This window comes from Variovorax sp. PDC80, assembly GCF_900115375.1.
Classification (GTDB): Bacteria; Pseudomonadota; Gammaproteobacteria; order Burkholderiales; family Burkholderiaceae_C; genus Variovorax.
On sequence record NZ_FOWG01000007.1, the window covers coordinates 403,420 to 423,442 of the forward strand.

Consider the following 20,023-nt stretch of genomic DNA (forward strand, 5'->3'; position numbering starts at 1 on the left):
TCAACCAGACAGGGGCCTTCTCATGAAAAAACATCTTCTCGTTCTCGCCATCGCATCGTCGTTCTTCGCCATGGGCGCAGCCAACGCGGCCGACGGCATGACCAAGGACCAGTACAAGGTCGCCAAGGAAAAGATCGAGGCCGACTACAAGGTCGCCAAGGCCCAGTGCGACACGATGAAGGACAACGCCAAGGACGTCTGCGAGAAGCAGGCCAAGGGCACGGAGAACGTGGCCAAGGCCGAACTCGAACAGCAATACAAGCCGACCGCCGGCCACGCCAAGAAGGTCGCCGAAGAGAAGGCCACGGCCACCTACGAAGTCGCCAAGGAAAAGTGCGATGACCAGTCGGGCGACGCCAAGAGCGCTTGCGTGAACCAGGCCAAGGCCGATCACGACAAGGCCAAGGCCGACATCAAGGCCATGAAGGGCTGAGAAAGCCCATGAAGGTGCCCGCGCGAGCGGGCGCCTTGCAGTGGCCGCAGCCGCTGCAGGCCTAGCGTTCGCCGGGCCAGATATCCCGCATCCGCTCGGCTTCCTGCGCGAATTGCTCGACCAGGAAGTCCAGCAGCGCCCGCACCCGCGGGACCATGTACTGCGTGGCATGCCGTATCGCGTACACACCCGGTTCCTTCGCCACGTACTCCGGTAGCAGGATCCGAAGCCGGCCGCACCGCACATCCTCGGCCGCATCCCATATCGTCTTGCGCGCGATGCCTCGTCCCGACAGCGTCCAGGCGCGCACGAGTCCTCCATCATTCGTTTCCCATGCATCGGCCATCGGCACCGTGTGCTGCCAGGTCTCGCCGCCTCGCGCGAAGTGGAATTCGTTGAGCGGCCCGGCCGCGGTCACCAGCACGATGAAGCGATGGCCCGCGAGCGCCTCGGGCGTGCGTGGCGTGCCGTGGCGCTCCAGGTAGTCGGGTGAGGCGCAGAGCACCCGGCAATTGGGTGCCAGCCGCCGTGCGACCAGGGCGCTGCTCTCGGGCTGCCCGAAACGGATCGCGAGGTCGACGTTGTCCTGGTGCAGGTTCGACACCGAGTCGGTCAAGGTCAATGCCACCCGGACGCCGGGATGAAGGCTCGCGAACATGTCCAGCCACCGATCGAGCACCTGCCGCCCGAAGTCGGTGGAGGCCGAGATCCTGACCTTGCCCTGCACCATGCCCTGCCCCTCGCGCAGCAGGGCTTCCACCTCATGGATGCTCTGCAGCGCGACCTCGCAGTGCGCCAGATAGAGCCGGCCTTCCTCGGTCAGCCGCAGGTGCCGGGTCGTGCGGTCGAGCAGCTTCGCGCGCAAGGCCGTCTCCAGCTTCTTCAGCCGGGCGCTCGCCGCCGCGGGCGACAAGCCCAGCTTGCGTCCGGCGGCGGAGAGGCTGCCCGTCGAAGCCGTCTCCGCGAACAGGCGCATGTCGCCCCATCGATCGGTTGCCATCTTTCACTTGGATTTGAAGTTCATTCAATTTTCCGCCCAATTCTCAAAGTTGGAGCGCAGCCACACACTGCCTGCTTCCGTCCTGGCTGGCCAGGACCCCGCACACACAGGAAGCATCCGACATGACACGAGCCATCGGCGCCGCAGCGCGCCTCAGCGACCTTTCTTCCGAGCCGGATGCAGCCACGCGGCTGCCCTGGGCCGCGCTGCTCGCGCTGACCCTGACCAGCTTCATGGCCACGGCGAACGAGGCGGTGCCCGCGGGACTGCTGCCGCAGATCGCGCGGGGCCTGGGGGTGTCCGAGGCCTGGGCCGGACAGTTCGTCACGCTGTGCGCGCTCGGCGCCGGATTGGCCGCCATTCCGCTCACGGCGGCCACCCGTGCGTGGTCGCGCCGCAAGGTGCTGCTGCTCGCGCTGGCCGGGTTCTGTGCCTGCAATGCCGTGACCGCGCTCTCCACCCACCTCGCGCTCTCGCTGGCTGCGCGCCTCGTCGTCGGCCTCGCGACCGGCCTGGCCTGGAGCGAACTGGCGACCTGTGCCCGCCGCCTGGTGCCGAGCCACCTGCAAGGTCGCGCGCTGGCGATCGTCATGGTCGGCATCCCGCTGGCCTTGTCGTTCGGCGTGCCGCTGGCGGCGTGGCTCGGCCGTCAGATCGGCTGGCGCTGGATGTTCGGCGGCATGTCCGCGATCGGACTGGTGCTGGTGGTCTGGGTGCGCGCGAGCGTTCCGGACCTGCCGGGCCGGGACAGCGGCGAGCGGGCGGACTATCGCCGGGTGCTGGCCACGCCCGGTGTCGGGCCGGTGCTGCTGATCGTCATGCTCTGGATCTTCGCGCACTACCTGCTCTACACGTACATCGCGCCATTCCTTGCGCAGCGCGGCCTGCTCGACCGGCTCGATACCCTGCTGCTCAGCTTCGGGCTGGCCACGGCCATCGGCCTCTGGGGTGTGGGCTGGCTCGTCGACCGTCATCTGCGTGCGTTGCTCCTGGGGTCGCTCGGCACCTTCGCGGCGGTCGGCGTGGCGCTGGGAGAGGCCGGTTCATCCTTCGCGCTCGTGTTCATCGGCGTGTGCTTGTGGGGATTGAGCTTCAGCGGCGCGCCCACGCTGCTGCAGACCGCGCTGGCCGATGCGGCCGGAGACGCGTCCGACATCGCGCAGTCGATGCTGGTCACGGTCTTCAACCTGTCTTTCGCGGCCAGCGGACTGCTGGGAGGCGTGCTGCTCGGCACCGTGGGCAGCGCGGTGTTTCCCTGGCTCATGGCGGCGTTGGCATGCGCGGGAGCATGGGTGGCGTGGCGCTTTCGGGCCAGCGCCTTCCCTTCGGACCGGCATCGCACGTCGACGCGCTGAGATCGGGTCTTGACCCGATGCTGACGGCGGTACGGTCCGGAACGGGCACTCGGCTCTATGGCACGATGCGCGCAAAGAAACCCGAAGACGAGGAGACGGCCATGTCCTTGCTGCGACGCTTGCGCGGAGAGCCCCGATTTGCGATGCCCTGCCTTGGCAGAACCTTGACGCTGTATCGGCAGGGCTCGCAGCTCGGATTGCTCACCGGTCTGGGGACTGTTGCGCTGTTCAATCTTCCCTGGCATCTGGTGGTGGGAGGCGAGGAAGTGGCCCGGCCCTTGGTCGCCGTTGCCGGGGCCTATCTTGCTGCGACGCTCATCGCGTCGCGTGCGCCGGTCGAGATGGATGCGCGTGACGCTGCGTCTCGCTGGCTTTGACTACCGCTGCCGGCTGGAAGCCGGTTCTTGAATCATGAGCAACTTCGAGATCTACACCCCAACCGCTGAAGAGGTGCACTCGGGCGAGTTGGGTCGCCGCATGCGGCAGTTCAACTATCGGGTTGTCGGCGAGTATGGGCAGGTGCAGCCGGTCTGGGTCAGCGCAAAGGACGACACGGGCGGGCTCGTGGGTGGGTTGCGCGGATTCGTGTTATTGCACTGGCTAAACGTGGAGCTGCTGTTCGTGGACGATGCGGCTCGGCACCAAGGCCTGGGTCGAAGGTTGCTCGAAACGGCGGAACAGAAAGCCCGCGAGCTGGGTGCCCGCAATGCGACGTTGAACACCTTCGAATGGCAAGCGCGTGAGTTCTATCTCAAGCAGGGCTACGAGGAGTTCGGGCGCATCGATGACTACGTTCAGGGCTTCTATGTGGCGTACATGAAGAAGGCGCTGTAGCCGTAGTGCTTGCTGACCATGGCGGGAATTCATTGGATGAGCGAGCGCGAAGCACGTAGGGCCGGTCGAAGTACGGATTCCATTTCGATAACGCGGACTTCAATTTTAAGGAAACGGCTGCTTTGATGGCCTTGACCGGCCACAGAAAGCTTTCGGGCTGATGTGACCGATGTCTGCTTGAGACTGTGAGCAGCCAGTCGCGTACGCAGCCGCAGACGACTGCTTTCCCAGAGAGCTGCTGCTCGGGAGCATCGATCGCTCGTCGCATGGCGAGCAGTCGCGCCGTGAAATAAGGCTACGATGCCGCACGCTCTAATCCGGTTATCACTTCACCAATCAGTTGGCTGCAATACAGCCCTTCACTCTAGGTTCTGAACGCTTGCTGGCTCTAGCCCCCCAGCTAATGCTTGCGGAGTTTCTCGGATGCTAATATTTAGATATTCCGACAAGTGAGTTTTCGGAAACCTATGCTGCAAACCGCTTTCAGAAAAAAACCAGTGTCCAAAATATCTCGCAGGTTCTCCTGCACACATCGCGTTAGGCATCACCTTGAATATTGAGCGCGTCCTCTCAATTCTTGAACGGATTGTCGATCTCATTCGACCGAAGTTTTACAACCGGCTTACTTGGGCAGTGATTCTCACGGGCCTGCTCCTCCTCGCGGCACCGTGGTGGTCAGACCTAGTGGTCGCCGTAGCTGCCAAATACTTGGAAGTCAAGCTGCCAGAGGCAGACTCGCACTTCGGCTGGGGCTTAGGACTGGTTGCCCTTGGTCTTGTGTACCACGCCTTCGTTCACTACGTGGGGGAACTTGTCTCTGCCCAGAAATCATCGCAGGTATTGATAGACCAGAAAGCGCATGACCGGCGCATGTTCGATCAATTCAGCGGAATCGTCTCCGAAGAGGATCTTGCGTGGATCTTGGCCGACCTCCAGAATCAACACGCCTATGTCTCACGACAAGGTCGGCATCTCGATGACGCGGTGCGACACCTACTCGCGCCTGCTTCTCAGTTCATTGACGCCCAAGTGCAAAACGCAGCTCGAACGCTTGGCGCCTCTCTGCGGGAATTGAGGAATTGGACGAGCCTCAACTTCTTTGTGCATGGGGCACAGCGAGAAGATGGCGGTTACAGATTTTGCCTCTATCCGGACTTGAATCCGGACCTGGGTAGGCCTACCGAGGAGGAGTCCGTTCGGTACGGCAGGTTCGCTGAGGAACTCTATGCGAAAGTGGATGACGCTAACGATAAGTACGGCCAGTTTCGTTCCACGATCAAGCGCGTTCTCGCGGCGTAGCGCCTGTGATGTCTCACGTACCGGTCACCTTCACGTCGAACGCCCGCCTTGCCTTTCTGTGCGCTGCTGGCAGATGCACGTAGCATTGCAACTGACCTACCCTAGACTGAGCACATGAAATACCACGTGTTTATCAGCCACGCCAGCGAGGACAAACAAGAGGTGGTGCGTCCTTTGGCCGAGGGGCTTGAAGCTCGAGGCCTCAAGGTATGGCTAGACGAGGTCCAGATGACCTTGGGCGACAACCTGCGCAGGGAGATTGACAAGGGGCTTGCACAGTCGCGTTACGGGGTGGTGGTGCTTAGCCCAGACTACCTGCGCAAGGAGTGGCCGCTGAAAGAGCTCGACAGTCTCATGTCGCTCGAGACGGGGTTACACAAGAAAATCTTGCCGATCTGGCACAAGGTCAACAGTGAAGACATCGCCAAATATTCCCCGCTCATGGCCGGCAAGCTGGCCGCACCGAGCTCCAAAGGACTTAACCACCTGATCAACGAAGTAGTGCGAGCTGTAGGAGCCGCGCAAGATGGGGACTCCGACGAGGAAGAACGACCCGGCGCCAGTGGTCACGCGATGCACCAACTGATCGTGGATCTGCTCGACCGTGTTGTGCAAGCCGCTGACAATCAGCTAGGGATGATCACAGGCGTTAGGACCGGCTTGGTCGAACTCGACAGCTTCATGGGCGGATTGCAGCCCGGAACTCTGAGCTTCGTGGCTGGCCGCCCGTTGCACGGCAAAACGGCTTTTGCCCTAGCTGTGGCTCAGCATGTCGCCATGAATGAGGGACTTCCCGTGCTGTTGTACACACCGTCGGCCACCGCGCGACAAACTGCCGAAAGAATGTTCTGTTCAGATGCGCAGATTGCGGTATCGCATCTCAGGGCCGGTACGCTCAGCGACGATGAATGGCCGCGTCTGGTGCAAGCAGTGGAGCGATTTCGAACCTGCGAGATTCATCTGCTGGATGACCAGGCGCTGTCCGTTGAAGAACTGCAAGCGCAGGCACGCAAACAGGCCAAGCTTTGGGGACGTGTCGGTCTGATTGTGATCGATGCAGTCCAGGATATTCCGGGCAAGAAAGGCGGTGGCGTCAGAGACATCGTGCGCGCGCTGCGTGCGTTGGCCCGCGAGCTGAACTGTCCGGTCCTAGTAACCTCCAACCTGCCGCGCTCGGTTGAGTTGCGCGTCGATAAGCGGCCTACAATTGCGGACTTGGCCGAAATTGAGGATCTGACGTCCTCAGCAGATCGCGTCATGTTCCTGTTCCGGCGCGCTCTCTATGAACGCGACCTGCTGGATCCTGGAATGCTCGAGGTCTTGATACCGTACCAACGTGACGCGCCACGTGTAGGCACTGTGTTGTTGGATATCGGAGCGCACGGCGTCACAGGGAGGATCGCCACCAGCGCCGATTGAGCCGTTGACTGCGCAGTCTTGGGATGGTCGGCGCAGAGGTCTTTGAGAGAGGAGACAGCACGACGCAATACACTCAAAGGGCATTTCGTTGATTCATGCAAAGCCACATCACGAGAATTCAACTGCCCATCGGTCTGGCCGACATGTCCTCCGACCGATGGATGGCCGCACTCGGCGGTAGCGTCGATCTGGAAATCTCTGCAGACTATGAGCGACTGCTGCCGTCAGGCCCCAGCGGGGAAGTCTTCTCGATCCAGCGCCTACTAAGTCTTGCCAGAAATAGGACACCGATAAGAGTTTTGTGGCCTGCTGGCCTGCTTGCGCGGATGCCTAGTGCGGCTTCGTTGTACCCCTTGCTTGCAGTTGCGGTGAGCTTACAGGGAGCGACTCACGAGAGCGAAGATATTGGCGGTGAAGAACTCAGCAGCTTGCTCGCCCGTGCCAGGCGCCAGATCTTCAACTACAGGCTCCGCGGTGACTTGTTTTCCGACAACCAAGCCTTGCTCTGCGTCGATGCTCGAGGCCATGGGAGGCCGCAGGATTTGTACGACCGCTCTAGTAATGGGCTGAGAAGTCGCGAAGACATCGAGACCACAGTTCTGAGCGTGCTTTCACCACACTTGTCCAACACGGAGACGGCAAGTCAAAAGTTTGTGCTAGCTAGTGCGTTGGCTGTGATCGTCGCTGAGCTATTTGAGAACACCCACCTCCACGGTCGGCTGGACTCATCGAAAGCGCCAATGGGGCCTGATGCGATGCGAGGGCTTCTTTTCAACCGCATCGCTGTCACCCTGCCCTCACATCGAAAGTCCGGGCACCTCATCGAAGCACATGAGGTACCGGGCTTAGAGGTTTCGGTCTTTGACTCTGGATTGGGCTACTTCGCCTCCTACACCCGGCAAGCACTGGACTCTTCAACGAGTCTCGACGATGAATGGAAAGTCATGCATAAGTGCTTCTCAAGGCACTTTAGTCCGGAGCACAACGACTTCAGGCAGCGGCAGCGAGGCATGGGCTTGTACGAGGTCCTTAGGGCACTTCAGGAGCTCAAAGGCAGCATAGAGGTGAGAACGGGACGGCTGTTCGCGTATCGAACGTTTTTTGAAGGCGAGCTTCTTCCCCAAATGCATGCACCTTCGGGTCAATGGGCGCGTATTCGCTTACCAAAGCCCGTTCTCCTGGATGTGCAGAACAAGCTCACGCCCCGTCCGAGCGCCAATGACGCGGTGGTTGGCGCTGCGATCCGAATCGTAATTCCGTTGGCTTGACATGCGGGCCCTTGCTCTTAGTACCCGATTCCGCAAAGACGACGCCGAAGGCGATGCCTGTCTTCTTGTGTATGACGAGACAGACCTGAGCTCGGCAATGGTAAGTAGCGACGTGCGCGATGTTCTGAATGCTCGGCCGAACACGTGGAAGATTTACGTCGTCGCGCCTTTCTTGGATGAAGAGAAAGTGGTGCAGTCAGCGCTCGAAGGAAGCGCGTTCGAGCGTGCTGCGGGGAAAATCGGCGCGCTTGTAGGACGCCCGTCGGCTGCCGAGCCTATGTGCCTGCATTTCATTCACCGGAATGAAGCGACCGGGGAGATTGAAGCTGCATCTCCAGCAGCGGACGAGCTCATCCAGGGTTGGCTGTTTAGTCTCTTCGACCAGTGTCGCGCCCTTGTAGATGCGCCCGCTGGTATTCACTTCGGCAAAGGATCGGGCAAGCATGCACGCCACTTTCTGCGTGCAAGTAACGTCTTACTTTCATCGGCGGCCTGCGGATTTGTCGGCCTCGCAACACTTGCGCGACTCTCTGTCGAAGAGCCCCGTCGAATCTTTGTCGACACGGCTCCGTTGATCACCGTGGCGCAGGCGATGCAAAGAATTGCTTGTGCTCTCGGACACTGGAAGTTCGCCCAACCAGTAATTTCTTTCAGTTCATATGGCGGCATTGACCGAGCTCCGACCATGGGCTACGGTGATCTATCACTCGTCTCCGCATCGACTTCCGGCTCTCTTGCAGACCGATTGGTCGACATGGGAATTTCGGCCGACAACGTCATCACACTCTTCCAGTTAAAGGATCCGTCGAAGCCAGCGTCTAGAGGAAAAGTCGTATGTGATCTGACTGCAGGACCCAAGCGGACCTTCGGCTACAAACCTATTGAAAGTCATCTGCCAGAAACCTGCCCAAGCTGCATTCGCGGCGACATACTCGCAGAATTGGCTGGCGATCAGTTCATGCTGGAGAAGCGAGCGATCAAGAGGTTACGAGTTTCGACGGCGTCGCAGAAGAAAGATGCACGCGCATTTTTTGAGCGCCACTCCCGCACTGGGCAGGTTCGGATCCAGCCGTATGCAGCCGATGGGACCACGACTCTGGTTAGCTTTGACATCGACTTGCTATCTCAAGAAGCGGAGACTTCACAGGCAGTTGTCAGGCTTTTGCGCCGCTTCACGCCTTCTCCACTGCATGTGATCGTCCTCGTCGACATCCGCGAGGACACTGCCCAACGTCTGTTTGAACAGGCTGGCATGCTGCAGGAATTTGAGGCTGCCGTGCGCATTGGCTGGGAACAGCTGCAGTCACTAGATCCAGTTGATCGCGGGTCGATGCTGGTACTGACGGGTTGCTTGAATGATCATGGTCGAATGCGGGGCATCAACGCGACGATGCGCACGAAGGCGCCTCAAGGCAATGTCGCGTACCTGAGCATCATCACGCTTGCAGACTCGCCTCGAAATCTAGGTGACCTTCGAATGTTCTTGAGCTATGGGCAACACGGCGGAGAGACGTTCATCGTGCGGTCCGCTTACGACTTGATGTTGCCGTGGCATCGCGAGCCTTTGACTGCTTGGGATGCTGAGGTTGAACTGCTCCAACGCATCGCTTCCGATGACACGTTGGCGCCCGAGCTTGAGGCTCGGCTTGCTCGACTTGTAAGCATGTCAAGTGAGAGCCGAGAGATTCTTCTACCCGGTTCCAACGGCGACCTCGCCATCGCCGCAGACTTCGTGTATCTGGACACTGATGTGAACTTGGCCGCTATCAGCCAAGCGGACGTACTTGCCGTTGTAAGTAACTTGCTTGCGACTGTTCGCTGCAACGATGTTGCTTTGCCAGCAGCCCACGTCAAGCCCGCAGGCGAAGATATCCAGTGGAATCAGACGCTGTATGGCCAGGTGCTGCTTTCACCTGCCACGCTTTGTGCGCGCAATATGCGCGACTACAACGACTCCATACTGCGTGCAGCATTCCTACGCATGGCATTTGCTCAAGAGCTCGATTTTTCGATCGATGAACATATCAGCCGTGAGGTGCTAGATGTAGTCTTAGCGGAGCTCGCTGGCTGGCCAAGCGGACGCGGTAACGCTCTGCCTGAATGGTTGTTGTCTATGGCCTGTGAGCGGCTGCGTTTGCACTCCTTTCACACGCCGATCCTTCTGGAAGCTGTGCGAACTGCTGAGTTGCCCGAGTGGTTGGCTCAGCTTGCAGGACGAATTCGGAGCGACTAAAGCAGACTTTGGGCGCAAAGTACTTGCTGGGGCTGGTATAGCGCGACGAAGCAGTCGTTTGGCGCCGGGATTCGAACGACAGTTTGCGCTGCATAGCCGCAATCAGCAGACCAACCTCGAACGCCCGCAGCGGGTCGACTGCTTAATTCGCAGCCCGACGCAGCAGACATTTGGTCAGCGTTGACCAGGCGCCAAGCAAAACAAGGCAGATAGAGCCTCCATCCACAGTCAGCTGAATCGCGCAGCAACGGAGGCTCTAGTTGCTATCGAGCCGCAGTGGCTCGAGTCGCTGAACTTCTATCTGTCTTGAGTTAGTAGGCACCCATGTAGTCGCGCTTACCGACCTCAATACCGTTGTGGCGCAAGATGGCATAGGTGGTTGTCACGTGGAAGAAGAACTGCGGCAGCCCGTAGTGCAGAAGATATGCGCCTGCGGTCAGCTTCTTTTCCTTGGGGGTGCCGGGGCGCAATACGATCTCGCGGCTCTCGCTTGAATCAAATTGCTCAGACTCGAAGGAGCCGATATGGGCCAAAGCTTTGGCGATCAACGCTTGCAGGTCGGCGAAGCTGACCTCGGTGTCGGGCCAGGACGGCACCTCGGCACCAGCCAGGCGGGAAGCAATGCCCTTGGAGAAGTCCGCGGCGATCTGTACCTGACGTACCAGCGGGAACATGTCAGGGAACAGCCGCGCCTGCAGCAGCGCATTTGGATCGATGTTCTTCTGCGTCGCGTGGTCTTCGGCCTTCTTGAGCACGTCGGACATGGCGCGCAGCATCTGCTGCAGGACGGGAATGGAGGCGTTGTAGAGCGGGCTGGTCATAGTGAGTTCAGTTCTGAAATTGGGCGCGATGGCCGGAGTTGGCGTGGCAGAGGTCCTGCCGACCATGTGAGGCTAACAGCACAGGGTGAACTGAATCGGCCCGGCTTTTGGGGCCAGCTTTTCTTCCGGCGCTCACGCCGATCGGGACCGGCCCGCCACGGCCTCTTCGAGGTCCGTACGCAGTGCGTTGCAGAAGCTGCATTTATTGGCGCTTACCGCAACTTAATGCCAAACGGCACCGCACCCCGCCCACTTCTTCCCTAGAGTGGATGCCCCTCTCACTCGCTACCCCACCTAGGGGAGAAGAAAGGCGCAACACACCAACCCACCGAGATGTTCGAAGGCTGCTTGCCTCGCGGCAGGTCGTCGTTGCGAAAGCAGCGATGCAGATGCGAGGTATCAAAAGGCGACGGCCGAGGTGTTATCAGCACCCCAGCCGTCTAACCAAGTTCGTGCAAGACCCTCGAAAGGAACGCACAAAAATGGCTACCAAGACTATAGCCCGGCGTCGCACGCCGGTATCCACCGGAGAAAACGCCCAGGGCCCGGCGGATCTCCTCGAAAACACCCTCTCCCAACTCGAAGCGCTTCTGTGGGCCTCCCACGGAAGAGACATCGATTGGTGTAGCGGTGACGGGCCACGCCAACTGGACAACCTGCTCTGGCTCGCGGCGGACCTCGCTCGAAAGGCCGGGGAGCTGTTTCAATTGAGCGAGATGCCGCGACGTGGAGCGCTTGAGACCGGCGGGTAAGTGCTGGTCTGCGGGCCGCGGTTTCGCGGCCCGCTTGAGGGACAGGTCCTTGGTTGAACGCTTACGGTTGCAGGGCGGGATCGACTGGCGTCTTGCGCGCTCGCGACATCGCTCTGGATGGAGAAAGACCTTCCGTCCCCGCTATTCGCAATGGCTGCTCGCTGATCGCGCCAGTCAGAGCGCAATGGCCCCCACGATGTGATCCGCCAACAACCCAGCCGCCCGCGACAGACCCGCCGCCCGATGCAGCCGTATATCCGCCCCAGGCAGCCGCGGCATGCCATCGCGCTCCGATAGCGCCCGCAGCCTCGGCGGAAAAGTGCCCGACTTCACCACCGTCACCGCCAGTCCCTGCGCCGCAATGGACTCCACGGCCGCGAGGCTGTGGCTCACGAAGGCCAGTCGCCATGGTCGTCCCGACGCATCGAGCGCCTCGGTCGCCCATTGGCGGAACAGGCAGCTCTGCGGATAGAGCGCAACCGGCAGCGGGTCCTGCGATTCCACCGAATGGGAAACGGCGGTGGCCCAGACCGCCTGCTCGCGCCGCAGCAGCTCGCCGCCGCCCTGGCCTTCGGGATGCATCGCGATCACGAGGTCGAAGTCCTCGCCCAGGCGCTCGGGCATGCGCGCGGTCAGGCCGGTCTCCATCTCGATGTGGATGCGCGGGTACGCGGCCACGAAGCTGGCGAGCACCGGCGGCACGACGAAGCTGCCGTAGTCGTCCATGACGCCCAGCCGCACGCGGCCCTCGACCTTGTGCTGCTGCAGATGACCCACCGCCTCGTCGTTGAGCAGCAGGATGCGGCGCGCATAGCCCAGCAGCCCCTCGCCCGCGAGGCTCAGGTCGACGTTGACCTTGGTGCGGTGAAAGAGCGCGGTGCCCAGCCGCTCCTCGAGCCGCTTGATCTGCATGCTCACGGCCGACTGCGTGCGGTTCAGTGCAGTTGCCGCGCGGGTGAACGAACGGTGGTCGGCCACGGCCACGAAGGCCTTCAGCAGCTCGGGGTCGAGCGTCGGGATGCTCATTCGATTCGTTGATCAGGGTGACCAAATAAATTCCATTGATTGATGATAGAGGGCTGCCTACGCTGCTGTCACTTCATCGATCAGGGAGCATGAGCGTGGGAGAACTCTTGGGCATCGCGGCCGCGATGCTGTCCAGCGCGCTGGGCGGTGCCGCGGTGGGCGCAACGCGCTATGTCGCGGGCGCCATCGATCCAGTGGCGCTCGGCGCCTTCCGCTTCGGCATCGGCTTCTGCCTCTTGCTGCCGATGGCGCTGCTGCGTTCCGGCGAGTCGTGGCCCGCGCCGCGCGACTGGCCCGCGGCCGCCGGGCTGGGGCTGCTGTTCTTCGGTCTGTTCCCGCTGCTCTTCAATGCCTCGCTGCACCACACGACCGCCGCGCGCGGCGCGCTGGCGCTGTCGGCGCTGCCGCTGCTCACCATGGCCGTGGCGGGCCTGCTGCGCGTCGAGCCCTTCACGCGCCGCAAGACGATCGGCGTGCTGGTCGCGATGGCGGGCGTGGGGCTGGCGCTGCTGTCCGGGCTGCGCACCGCGCCGCCCGATGCCTGGCGCGGCGACCTGCTGATGCTGGCGGCCGCGCTGTGCATGGCGTTCTACAGCGTGGGCTCGCGCCCGCTGATCCGCCGCTCGGGGCCGCTGACCTTCACAGCCATGGCGATGGCGGTCGGTGCGCTGTGCCTCACCGGCATCGCCTGGCAGGGCGGCAGCTTCGCGCCCGTGGTGTCCTTCGGCACGGCCCAGTGGCTGGCCATCGCCTATCTCGGCGTGTTCGGCGGTGCAATCGTCTTCTTCCTCTGGGCTTTCGCGCTGGGCCGCACCACGCCCACGCGCGTGGCGATCTCGGTGACGGTCAATCCGGTGGCGGCGGGCCTGGTGGGCGCCTGGCTGCTGGGGGAGCCGCTGCGGTGGAACCTCTTCGCGGGGCTGCTGGCGGTGATGGCGGGGATCGTGATTGCGGCGACCGGGGCGGCGCGCGGGTAGGCCGATTGCGCACTCGGCCAGGAAGGCCTGGCCCCTGTACCTCCACCGGGGGACTGCCATCCCCCCCGCCCGGTCCTACATTCCCCCCATGACCGAGTCCTTCACCGTCCAGACCGAGTGGGTGCACCTCCAGTACGACGAGCACGCCGCCTTCACCGAGACCTACGGCTTCTCCGGCAACCAGGGCGCGGTGAACCTCGAGGCGATCCGCTTCAGGCCCGAGGGCCAGGCGTCCGACACGCTGATGGTCTTCATGCATCCCGCGTCGACGCTGCAGCTGCTGCCGGTGCCGCGCGCGATGGCGGCCACCGGCGCGCACGTGCTGTGCGCGGGCAGCCGCTACCAGCGCAACGACACGGCGCTGATCATGGAAAAAGTGTTCCTCGACCTGAGCGCCTACATCCGCCATGCGAAGCAGGTCTGGGGCTACCACCACGTGGTGCTGGTGGGCTGGTCGGGCGGCGGGGCGCTGGCGGTGAGCTACCAGGCCGAGGCCGAGGATCCGCGCATCACGCACACGCCAGCCGGTGATGCGGTCGATCTCAAGGGCAAGGGGCTGATCCCGGCCGACGCGGTGATCTACCAGGCCGCGCATCTCTCGCGCGCGCACCTGCTGGCCGAGACCATCGACCCCTCGGTGAAGGACGAGCTCAGTCCCGACGACCGTGACGTCGAACTCGACATCTACGATCCGCGCAACCCGAACCAGCCGCCGTATTCGCCGGCCTACATCCAGCGCTACCGCGTGGCGCAGCTCGACCGCATGCGCCGCATCACGGCCTGGGCGCGGGCGAAGCTGGCCGAACTTCAGGCGCGCAACACCGGCGAGATGGAGCGGCCCTTCCTCGTGCACCGCACGCTGGCCGATCCGCGCTTCCTCGATCCCACGCTCGATCCCAACGACCGCCGGCCGCGCTGGTGCTACATGGGCAATCCCGAGACGGTGAACTCCGGGCCGGTCGGGCTCGCGCGCTTCACCACCTTGCGCAGCTGGCTGTCGCAATGGTCGCTCGACGATTCCTGCGGCAACGGGCTCGAAGGCGCGCGCCGCATCCGCGTGCCGCTGCTGGTGATCGAGAACAGCGCCGACGACGCGGTGCCGACCACGCATCCCAAGATGCTGTTCGAGGCCGCGGCCTCGCCCGACAAGCTCTTTCGCGTGGTGAAGGGCGCCACCCACTACTACGCCGGCCAGCCCGAGCTGCTGCAGGAAGCCACGGCGCTGATCCGCGGCTGGCTGCAGGAGCGCGACCTGCTCGAGCGCTGAGTCCGTGAAGACCGGCGCTGTCGCCGCAGTCGCTGCGATGGGGCCGGCGCTGGTCGTCGGCGTGGTCACGCTCTCGACCGCGGTCCAGCCGCTGGGCACCGACCTCTACCTCGCGGCGCTGCCCGCGATCCGCAACGAGTACGCGGCGCGCGTGGGCGTGGTGCAGCTCACGCTCGCGGTGCTGGTGTTCAGCTTCGGATTGAGCCAACTGCTGTGGGGCCCGGCGTCCGACCGCTTCGGCCGCCGGCCGGTGCTGGTGGCGGGCTTCCTGCTGTACGCGGCGGGCGCCGCGGTGGGCGCGATGGCGCCGAACATCGAGGTGCTGATCGCCGCGCGCGCGGCGCAGGGGCTGGGCATCGCGGCTTGCATGGTCTGCGGCCGCGCGATCGTGCGCGACCTGTTCGAGCAGCAACACGGCACGCACGTGATGACGGTGGCGATGTCGGTGCTGGCCTGCCTGACGATGCTGATCCCGGTGACCGGTGCGCTGCTGGCCCAGACCCTGGGCTGGCGCGCCACGCTGTGGTCGATGGCGTTGTGCGGCCTGGCCGGCGCGCTGCTGGTGCTCGCACGCGTGCCCGAGACCGCGCGCTCGCTCAAGCCCGATGCGCTGCGCCTCGGCCCGTTGCTCGCGGGCTATGCGCGCATCGCGCGCGATCCGGCCTTCCAGTCGTGGACCCTGCTCAACGCCTTCGGCTATGCGGCCAACTTCGGCTTCTTCTCGAGCTCGGCCTACCTCTTCATCGAGACCTTCGGCGTCTCGCGCGTGGGCTTCGGGCTGGTGATCGGCGGCGCCTCGGTCACCTACCTCGCGGGCACCATGCTGTGCCGGCGCTGGATCGCGGCGCACGGCATCGTGACCTCGGTGCGGCGCGCGGGTTTCCTGTCGCTGCTGGCCGCGCTGCTGCTGGTGGTGCCGCAGCTCGCCGGCGCGCACACGGCCGCCACGCTCACGGCGGGCCTGTGGCTGATGCTGCTGGCCTACGGCATCCATCAGCCCTGCGGCCACGTCGGCATGGCCACGCCGTTCCCGCTGCAGGCCGGCGCGGCCTCGGCGCTCGGCGGCTTCATCTTCGCGGGCGCGGCCTTCGTCTGCGGCGGCTGGATGGGCCTGATGTACCGCAGCGGCAGCGCCGCCGTGCTGTCGCTCACCACGGGCGTGCTCGCGGCCGCGGCCGGCACGATCGCGCTGACCTTGGTACAACGTCATGGCCGGCCCGTGCCCGCGCGGCCCGCCGTGCCCTGAATCCCGCTTCTCACCCCTTCCAGGAGACATCATGCGCAACGACAACGCCTACATCGTCGGCTGGGGCCACACGCCCTTCGGCAAGCTCGACAACGCCGAGCTCGAGCAGCTCATCCGCGACGCCGTGCAACCCGCGCTCGACAGCGCGGGCGTGGCGGCCGAGGACATCGACGGCATCTTCGTGGGCCACTTCAACGCCGGCTTCGTCGGCCAGGACTTCACGGCCTCGCTGCCCGCGGTGGCCATGCCCGAGTTCCGCCACACGCCGGCCGTGCGCTGCGAGAACGCCTGCGCCACCGGCTCGGCCGCGATCTGGGCCGCGCTCGACGCCATGGCCGCGGGCCGCATGAAGCGCACGCTGGTGATCGGCATGGAGCGCATGAACGGCCTGCGCACGCCCGAGGTGGCGGCCACGCTGATCAAGTGCTCGTACGTGAAGGAAGAGGGCGCCGACCCGGCCGGCTTCGCGGGCATCTTCGGCGGCATCGCGAGCAACTACTTCGAGCGCTTCGGCGACCAGTCGGACGCGCTCGCGGCCATCGCGGCCAAGAACCACGCCAACGGCATGCACAACCCCTATGCCCACATGCGGCGCGACTTCGGTTTCGACTTCTGCCGCACGCCCTCGGACAAGAACCCCTTCGTGTCGGGACCGCTCAAGCGTTCCGACTGTTCGCTGGTGTCGGACGGCGCGGCCGCGCTGGTGCTGTCGACCGAGCCGCTCGCGGGCGCCAAGGTGCCGGCGGTGCGCTGGCGCTCGCGCACGCACGTCAACGACTTCCTGCCGATGTCGCGGCGCGACCCGACGAAGTTCGAGGGCGCGGCCATGGCGTGGAAGAAGGGCCTGGCCTCGGCCGGCGCCTCGCTCGACGACCTGGGCTTCGTCGAGACGCACGACTGCTTCACCATCGCCGAGCTGCTCGAATACGAGGCCATGGGGTTGGCGCCGCACGGCGAGGGCGCGCGCGTGATCCTCGACGGCGTCACGCGCAAGGACGGCCGGCTGCCGGTCAACCCTTCGGGCGGACTCAAGTCCAAGGGCCATCCGATCGGCGCCACCGGCGTGTCGCAGCACGTGATGGCCGCGATGCAGCTCTCGGGCACGGCCGGCGGCATGCAGGTCGAGCGCACGCGCATGGGCGCGGTGTTCAACATGGGCGGTTCGGCGGTGGCCAGCTACCTCAGCATCCTGGAGCCGGCCTCGTGAGTGCGGCGCAGGCGATGAACCTGGGCCGGCTGCTCACGCAGACGGCCGCGCTCTTTGCCGAGCGGCCCGGCCTCATCCAGGAGGGCGGGCGCAGCTGGACCTGGGGCGAGATCGAGGCGCGCGTGGCCGCGATGACCGCGGCGCTGCGCGCGCTCGGATTGAAGAAGGGCGACCGCATCCTCGTGCAGTCGCGCAACAACCTGCAGATGTTCGAGAGCTGCTGGGTCGCGTTCCGTCTCGGCTGCGTCTGGGTGCCGACCAATTTCCGGCTCACTCCCCCCGAGGTGGCCTACCTCGGCGCATCGAGCGGTGCGGTCGCGATGATCGTGGAGGACATCTTCCCCGGCCACACCGACGCGGTGCGCGCGGCCTCGCCGGCGCTCGCGCACGTGGTCGCGATCGGCCGCGCGCGCGAGGGCGAGCATTCGTACGAGGCGCTGCTGCGCGCGCATGAGGCGCACGACGCATCGCAGTCCGAGCACGAGACCGTCGACCGCGACGACCCGCTGTGGTTCTTCTACACCTCGGGCACCACCGGCCGGCCCAAGGCCGGCGTGCTCACGCACGGGCAGATGGCCTTCGTGGTCGCCAACCACCTGGCCGACCTGATCCCGGGAACGACCGAGCACGACCGCTCGATCGCGGTCGCGCCGCTGTCGCACGGCGCGGGCATCCATGCGCTGCTCAACGTGGCGCGCGGCGCGGCCACCGTGCTGCCGGCTAGCGAGAAGCTCGACCCCGAGGCCTTCTGGGCCTCGGTGCAGGCGCATCGCGTCAGCAATCTCTTCACCGTGCCGACCATCGTCAAGATGCTGGTCGAGCATCCGGCGGTCGACCGCTACGACCACAGCTCGCTGCGCCATGTGATCTACGCGGGCGCGCCGATGTACCGCGCCGACCAGAAGCTCGCGCTGCAGAAGCTCGGCAAGGTGCTGGTGCAGTACTTCGGCCTCGGCGAGGTCACCGGCAACATCACGGTGCTGCCGGCCGCCATGCATTCGGCCGACGACGAGGACCCGAACGCCAACATCGGTTCGTGCGGCCGCGCGCGCACCGGCATGGAGGTGGCGATCCTCGATGCCGACTTGCAGCGCCTGCCCACGGGCGAGGTCGGCGAGATCTGCGTGCGCGGCCCCGCCGTGTTCGCGGGCTACCACGGCAACGAGGAAGCCACGCGCAAGGCGCTGCGCGGCGGCTGGTTCCACACCGGCGACCTCGGCCGGCTCGATGCGCGCGGCCTGCTCTACATCACCGGCCGCGAGTCCGACATGTACATCTCTGGCGGCTCCAACGTCTATCCGCGCGAGGTCGAGGAGGTGCTGCTCACCCATCCCGCGGTGGCCGAGGTGGCGGTGCTCGGCGTGCCCGATCCCAAGTGGGGCGAGGTGGGCGTGGCCGTGGTGGTGCGGCGCGAGGGCGCGCAGGTCGATTGCGATGCGCTGATCGCGCACCTCGACGGGCGCTGCGCGCGCTACCGCTGGCCGCACCACGTGTTCTTCTGGGAGGCCTTGCCGAAGTCGGGCTACGGGAAGATCGCGAAGAAGGACATCCGGCAACTGCTGGTCGAGCGCGGGGAGATTGCGAACCCGTAGCGCGTGGCCACGATCATTGGCGTGGGCGATCCGCGCAGGCCGTGACGGCGTAGTGGTCGTCGTCGGTCAGGATGGCCTTCACCTCGGGCAGCGCCGACAGGTGCCGCAGCAGCCCGGCATCGTTGACGGTCGACAGCAGGATCGCGGCCTCGCCGAAGGTGGCGGCCGTGACCGGCGTGTAGCGCGCGGCGTTCATCGAGAAGGCATCGGCCCCCACGAACGCATAGGCCAGCTTCATGAAGGCCGCATGCAGCCGGTACAGCGGCGCGCTGTACTTCCGATCGTTGGGGCTGATGGCGTAGCTGGTGTGGACGCCCTGGTCGGCCAGCCAGGACAGGTACAGCGGCTGGCTCGATTCCACGAACGCGCGCTCGGTGAGGCCGTAGCGCTCGAGCAGTGCGCTGAGCCGGTGCGTCGCCTGGTGGGCGGTCCAGGGCGAGAGCTTTCGCAGATCCTTCGCATCGAGCCAGAAGAGGCCGTTGTGCGGGGCGCTCGACAGCACCGCTTCCAGCCGCAGCGGCCGGCCGTCGAACAGGGTGTAGGGCCGGTCGTGCGAGACCACGAAGTCGTCGAGCTCGGGGTCGAAGAGCACGTCGATCTCCACGCCGGCGGCGCCGCGCCTGAAGGCCTCCGCCACGGCCCGCAGGCTGTTCTCGCCGCCGGTGGCCGCATGGCCGCGATGGGCCCAGACCTTCTGGCAGGAGGCAAAGACGAAGGCCGATGCCCGTGCCGCCGCCTGCCGGTAGAGCAGGTCGCTCAGCGACAGCAGGAGGCCGAGCAGGAAGAGCGGCACCAGCAGCCATTGCCACCGGCGCCATCGAACGGTTGCACCAGCCATGGAACCTCGCGGGCGGAAAGTGGAGGGAGTGCGATGCGGGCCAGCGGATTGGCCGGTGCAGTGTAGGTGGCTTGCGGCCGGGCCGAGGCGCGAGGCGCCTTGCCCCGCTATATTGAAAGCCTTTGGCAACTACAGAGAAATCAACATGGCAAAAGCCTATTGGGTCAGTGCATACCGTGCCGTCAAGGACGCCGACAAACTCGCGGCCTACGCGAAGCTGGCCGGTCCGGCCATCGCCGCGGGCGGCGGGCGTTTCCTGGCACGCGGCCTGCCCGCCAAGACCTACGAATACGGCCTGGCCGAACGCACCGTGCTGATCGAGTTCGACAGCGTGGCGCAGGCGACGGCCACCCACGACAGCCCCGACTACCAGGCCGCGCTGGTCGCGCTGGGCGACGGCGCCGAGCGCGATCTGCGGATCATCGAAGGCACCTGAGCGAAGCGGGAGCGGGCCGG

At 64.5% G+C, this 20,023-nt stretch carries 18 protein-coding genes; 14 read left to right on the forward strand and 4 right to left on the reverse strand.

The genetic code is table 11. The features are described 5' to 3' along the window. Nucleotides 1-22: 22 nt before the first annotated feature. Nucleotides 23-433, forward strand: a complete 411-nt coding sequence (locus tag BM109_RS22055) for a hypothetical protein (protein ID WP_057594179.1) — start codon at nucleotides 23-25, stop codon at nucleotides 431-433. A 61-nt stretch (nucleotides 434-494) separates the two neighbouring features. On the opposite strand, the gene BM109_RS22060 is transcribed toward BM109_RS22055, so the two are convergent. Continuing rightward, nucleotides 495-1,433, reverse strand: a complete 939-nt coding sequence (locus tag BM109_RS22060) for a LysR family transcriptional regulator (protein ID WP_093347092.1) — start codon at nucleotides 1,431-1,433, stop codon at nucleotides 495-497. A gap of 122 nt (nucleotides 1,434-1,555) precedes the next feature. Between BM109_RS22060 and BM109_RS22065 the strand changes: the two genes are divergently transcribed. The 7 genes from BM109_RS22065 (at nucleotide 1,556) to BM109_RS40875 (ending at nucleotide 9,841) form a co-directional block, all read left to right on the forward strand. Further along, on the forward strand, nucleotides 1,556-2,788 hold the full coding sequence (locus tag BM109_RS22065) for an MFS transporter (RefSeq protein ID WP_093347096.1): 1,233 nt from the start codon (nucleotides 1,556-1,558) through the stop codon (nucleotides 2,786-2,788). A gap of 101 nt (nucleotides 2,789-2,889) precedes the next feature. Continuing rightward, entirely contained in the window at nucleotides 2,890-3,165 is a 276-nt protein-coding gene (locus BM109_RS22070; RefSeq protein WP_143129238.1) for a hypothetical protein, read from the forward strand. A gap of 34 nt (nucleotides 3,166-3,199) precedes the next feature. Further along, a complete protein-coding gene (locus BM109_RS22075; RefSeq protein WP_093347103.1) occupies nucleotides 3,200-3,622 on the forward strand; it encodes a GNAT family N-acetyltransferase in 423 nt (140 codons plus the stop codon). Nucleotides 3,623-4,171: 549 nt separating this feature from the next. Further along, nucleotides 4,172-4,921, forward strand: coding sequence for a hypothetical protein (locus tag BM109_RS22080; protein ID WP_143129239.1), 750 nt, complete (start codon nucleotides 4,172-4,174; stop codon nucleotides 4,919-4,921). Between the two features lie 114 nt (nucleotides 4,922-5,035). Then, nucleotides 5,036-6,340: a DnaB-like helicase C-terminal domain-containing protein gene (locus BM109_RS22085; RefSeq protein ID WP_093347108.1), complete on the forward strand. Its 1,305-nt coding sequence runs from the start codon at nucleotides 5,036-5,038 to the stop codon at nucleotides 6,338-6,340. Between the two features lie 95 nt (nucleotides 6,341-6,435). Then, nucleotides 6,436-7,608, forward strand: coding sequence for a hypothetical protein (locus BM109_RS40870; protein WP_143129240.1), 1,173 nt, complete (start codon nucleotides 6,436-6,438; stop codon nucleotides 7,606-7,608). A 1-nt stretch (nucleotide 7,609) separates the two neighbouring features. Continuing rightward, entirely contained in the window at nucleotides 7,610-9,841 is a 2,232-nt protein-coding gene (locus BM109_RS40875; RefSeq protein ID WP_143129241.1) for a hypothetical protein, read from the forward strand. Between the two features lie 311 nt (nucleotides 9,842-10,152). Here BM109_RS40875 and BM109_RS22090 read toward each other — a convergent pair whose 3' ends face one another. After that, nucleotides 10,153-10,662, reverse strand: coding sequence for a DUF1993 domain-containing protein (locus BM109_RS22090; protein WP_093347111.1), 510 nt, complete (start codon nucleotides 10,660-10,662; stop codon nucleotides 10,153-10,155). A gap of 926 nt (nucleotides 10,663-11,588) precedes the next feature. After that, nucleotides 11,589-12,440 (reverse strand): LysR family transcriptional regulator, encoded by an 852-nt coding sequence (locus BM109_RS22100; protein WP_093347116.1) that lies wholly within the window; start codon nucleotides 12,438-12,440, stop codon nucleotides 11,589-11,591. An 89-nt stretch (nucleotides 12,441-12,529) separates the two neighbouring features. Between BM109_RS22100 and BM109_RS22105 the strand changes: the two genes are divergently transcribed. From BM109_RS22105 to BM109_RS22125, 5 genes are all read left to right on the forward strand, one after another. Then, nucleotides 12,530-13,417: a DMT family transporter gene (locus BM109_RS22105; protein ID WP_093347119.1), complete on the forward strand. Its 888-nt coding sequence runs from the start codon at nucleotides 12,530-12,532 to the stop codon at nucleotides 13,415-13,417. An 88-nt stretch (nucleotides 13,418-13,505) separates the two neighbouring features. Beyond that, nucleotides 13,506-14,684, forward strand: coding sequence for an alpha/beta hydrolase family protein (locus tag BM109_RS22110; protein WP_093347122.1), 1,179 nt, complete (start codon nucleotides 13,506-13,508; stop codon nucleotides 14,682-14,684). A gap of 4 nt (nucleotides 14,685-14,688) precedes the next feature. Next, nucleotides 14,689-15,930 (forward strand): MFS transporter, encoded by a 1,242-nt coding sequence (locus BM109_RS22115; protein ID WP_143129242.1) that lies wholly within the window; start codon nucleotides 14,689-14,691, stop codon nucleotides 15,928-15,930. Between the two features lie 31 nt (nucleotides 15,931-15,961). Continuing rightward, a complete protein-coding gene (locus tag BM109_RS22120) occupies nucleotides 15,962-17,137 on the forward strand; it encodes an acetyl-CoA acetyltransferase (RefSeq protein WP_093347129.1) in 1,176 nt (391 codons plus the stop codon). Nucleotides 17,138-17,151: 14 nt separating this feature from the next. Then, nucleotides 17,152-18,729 (forward strand): acyl-CoA synthetase, encoded by a 1,578-nt coding sequence (locus tag BM109_RS22125; protein ID WP_256222712.1) that lies wholly within the window; start codon nucleotides 17,152-17,154, stop codon nucleotides 18,727-18,729. A gap of 13 nt (nucleotides 18,730-18,742) precedes the next feature. Here BM109_RS22125 and BM109_RS22130 read toward each other — a convergent pair whose 3' ends face one another. Then, entirely contained in the window at nucleotides 18,743-19,567 is an 825-nt protein-coding gene (locus BM109_RS22130; RefSeq protein ID WP_143129243.1) for a glycerophosphodiester phosphodiesterase, read from the reverse strand. A gap of 145 nt (nucleotides 19,568-19,712) precedes the next feature. Here BM109_RS22130 and BM109_RS22135 point away from each other — a divergent pair, with 145 nt between their 5' ends. Then, on the forward strand, nucleotides 19,713-20,003 hold the full coding sequence (locus BM109_RS22135; RefSeq protein WP_093347137.1) for a DUF1330 domain-containing protein: 291 nt from the start codon (nucleotides 19,713-19,715) through the stop codon (nucleotides 20,001-20,003). Nucleotides 20,004-20,023: the final 20 nt, after the last annotated feature.

Coding starts and splice junctions, on each gene's coding strand:
- BM109_RS22055 (WP_057594179.1), top strand. CDS start 23: ATGAAAAAACATCTTCTCGTTCTCGCCATCGCATCGTCGTTCTTCGCC.
- BM109_RS22130 (WP_143129243.1), bottom strand. CDS start 19,567: ATGGCTGGTGCAACCGTTCGATGGCGCCGGTGGCAATGGCTGCTGGTG.
- BM109_RS22070 (WP_143129238.1), top strand. CDS start 2,890: ATGTCCTTGCTGCGACGCTTGCGCGGAGAGCCCCGATTTGCGATGCCC.
- BM109_RS22065 (WP_093347096.1), top strand. CDS start 1,556: ATGACACGAGCCATCGGCGCCGCAGCGCGCCTCAGCGACCTTTCTTCC.
- BM109_RS40875 (WP_143129241.1), top strand. CDS start 7,610: ATGCGGGCCCTTGCTCTTAGTACCCGATTCCGCAAAGACGACGCCGAA.
- BM109_RS22125 (WP_256222712.1), top strand. CDS start 17,152: ATGAACCTGGGCCGGCTGCTCACGCAGACGGCCGCGCTCTTTGCCGAG.
- BM109_RS22075 (WP_093347103.1), top strand. CDS start 3,200: ATGAGCAACTTCGAGATCTACACCCCAACCGCTGAAGAGGTGCACTCG.
- BM109_RS40870 (WP_143129240.1), top strand. CDS start 6,436: ATGCAAAGCCACATCACGAGAATTCAACTGCCCATCGGTCTGGCCGAC.
- BM109_RS22090 (WP_093347111.1), bottom strand. CDS start 10,662: ATGACCAGCCCGCTCTACAACGCCTCCATTCCCGTCCTGCAGCAGATG.
- BM109_RS22120 (WP_093347129.1), top strand. CDS start 15,962: ATGCGCAACGACAACGCCTACATCGTCGGCTGGGGCCACACGCCCTTC.
- BM109_RS22100 (WP_093347116.1), bottom strand. CDS start 12,440: ATGAGCATCCCGACGCTCGACCCCGAGCTGCTGAAGGCCTTCGTGGCC.
- BM109_RS22110 (WP_093347122.1), top strand. CDS start 13,506: ATGACCGAGTCCTTCACCGTCCAGACCGAGTGGGTGCACCTCCAGTAC.
- BM109_RS22105 (WP_093347119.1), top strand. CDS start 12,530: ATGAGCGTGGGAGAACTCTTGGGCATCGCGGCCGCGATGCTGTCCAGC.
- BM109_RS22060 (WP_093347092.1), bottom strand. CDS start 1,433: ATGGCAACCGATCGATGGGGCGACATGCGCCTGTTCGCGGAGACGGCT.
- BM109_RS22135 (WP_093347137.1), top strand. CDS start 19,713: ATGGCAAAAGCCTATTGGGTCAGTGCATACCGTGCCGTCAAGGACGCC.
- BM109_RS22085 (WP_093347108.1), top strand. CDS start 5,036: ATGAAATACCACGTGTTTATCAGCCACGCCAGCGAGGACAAACAAGAG.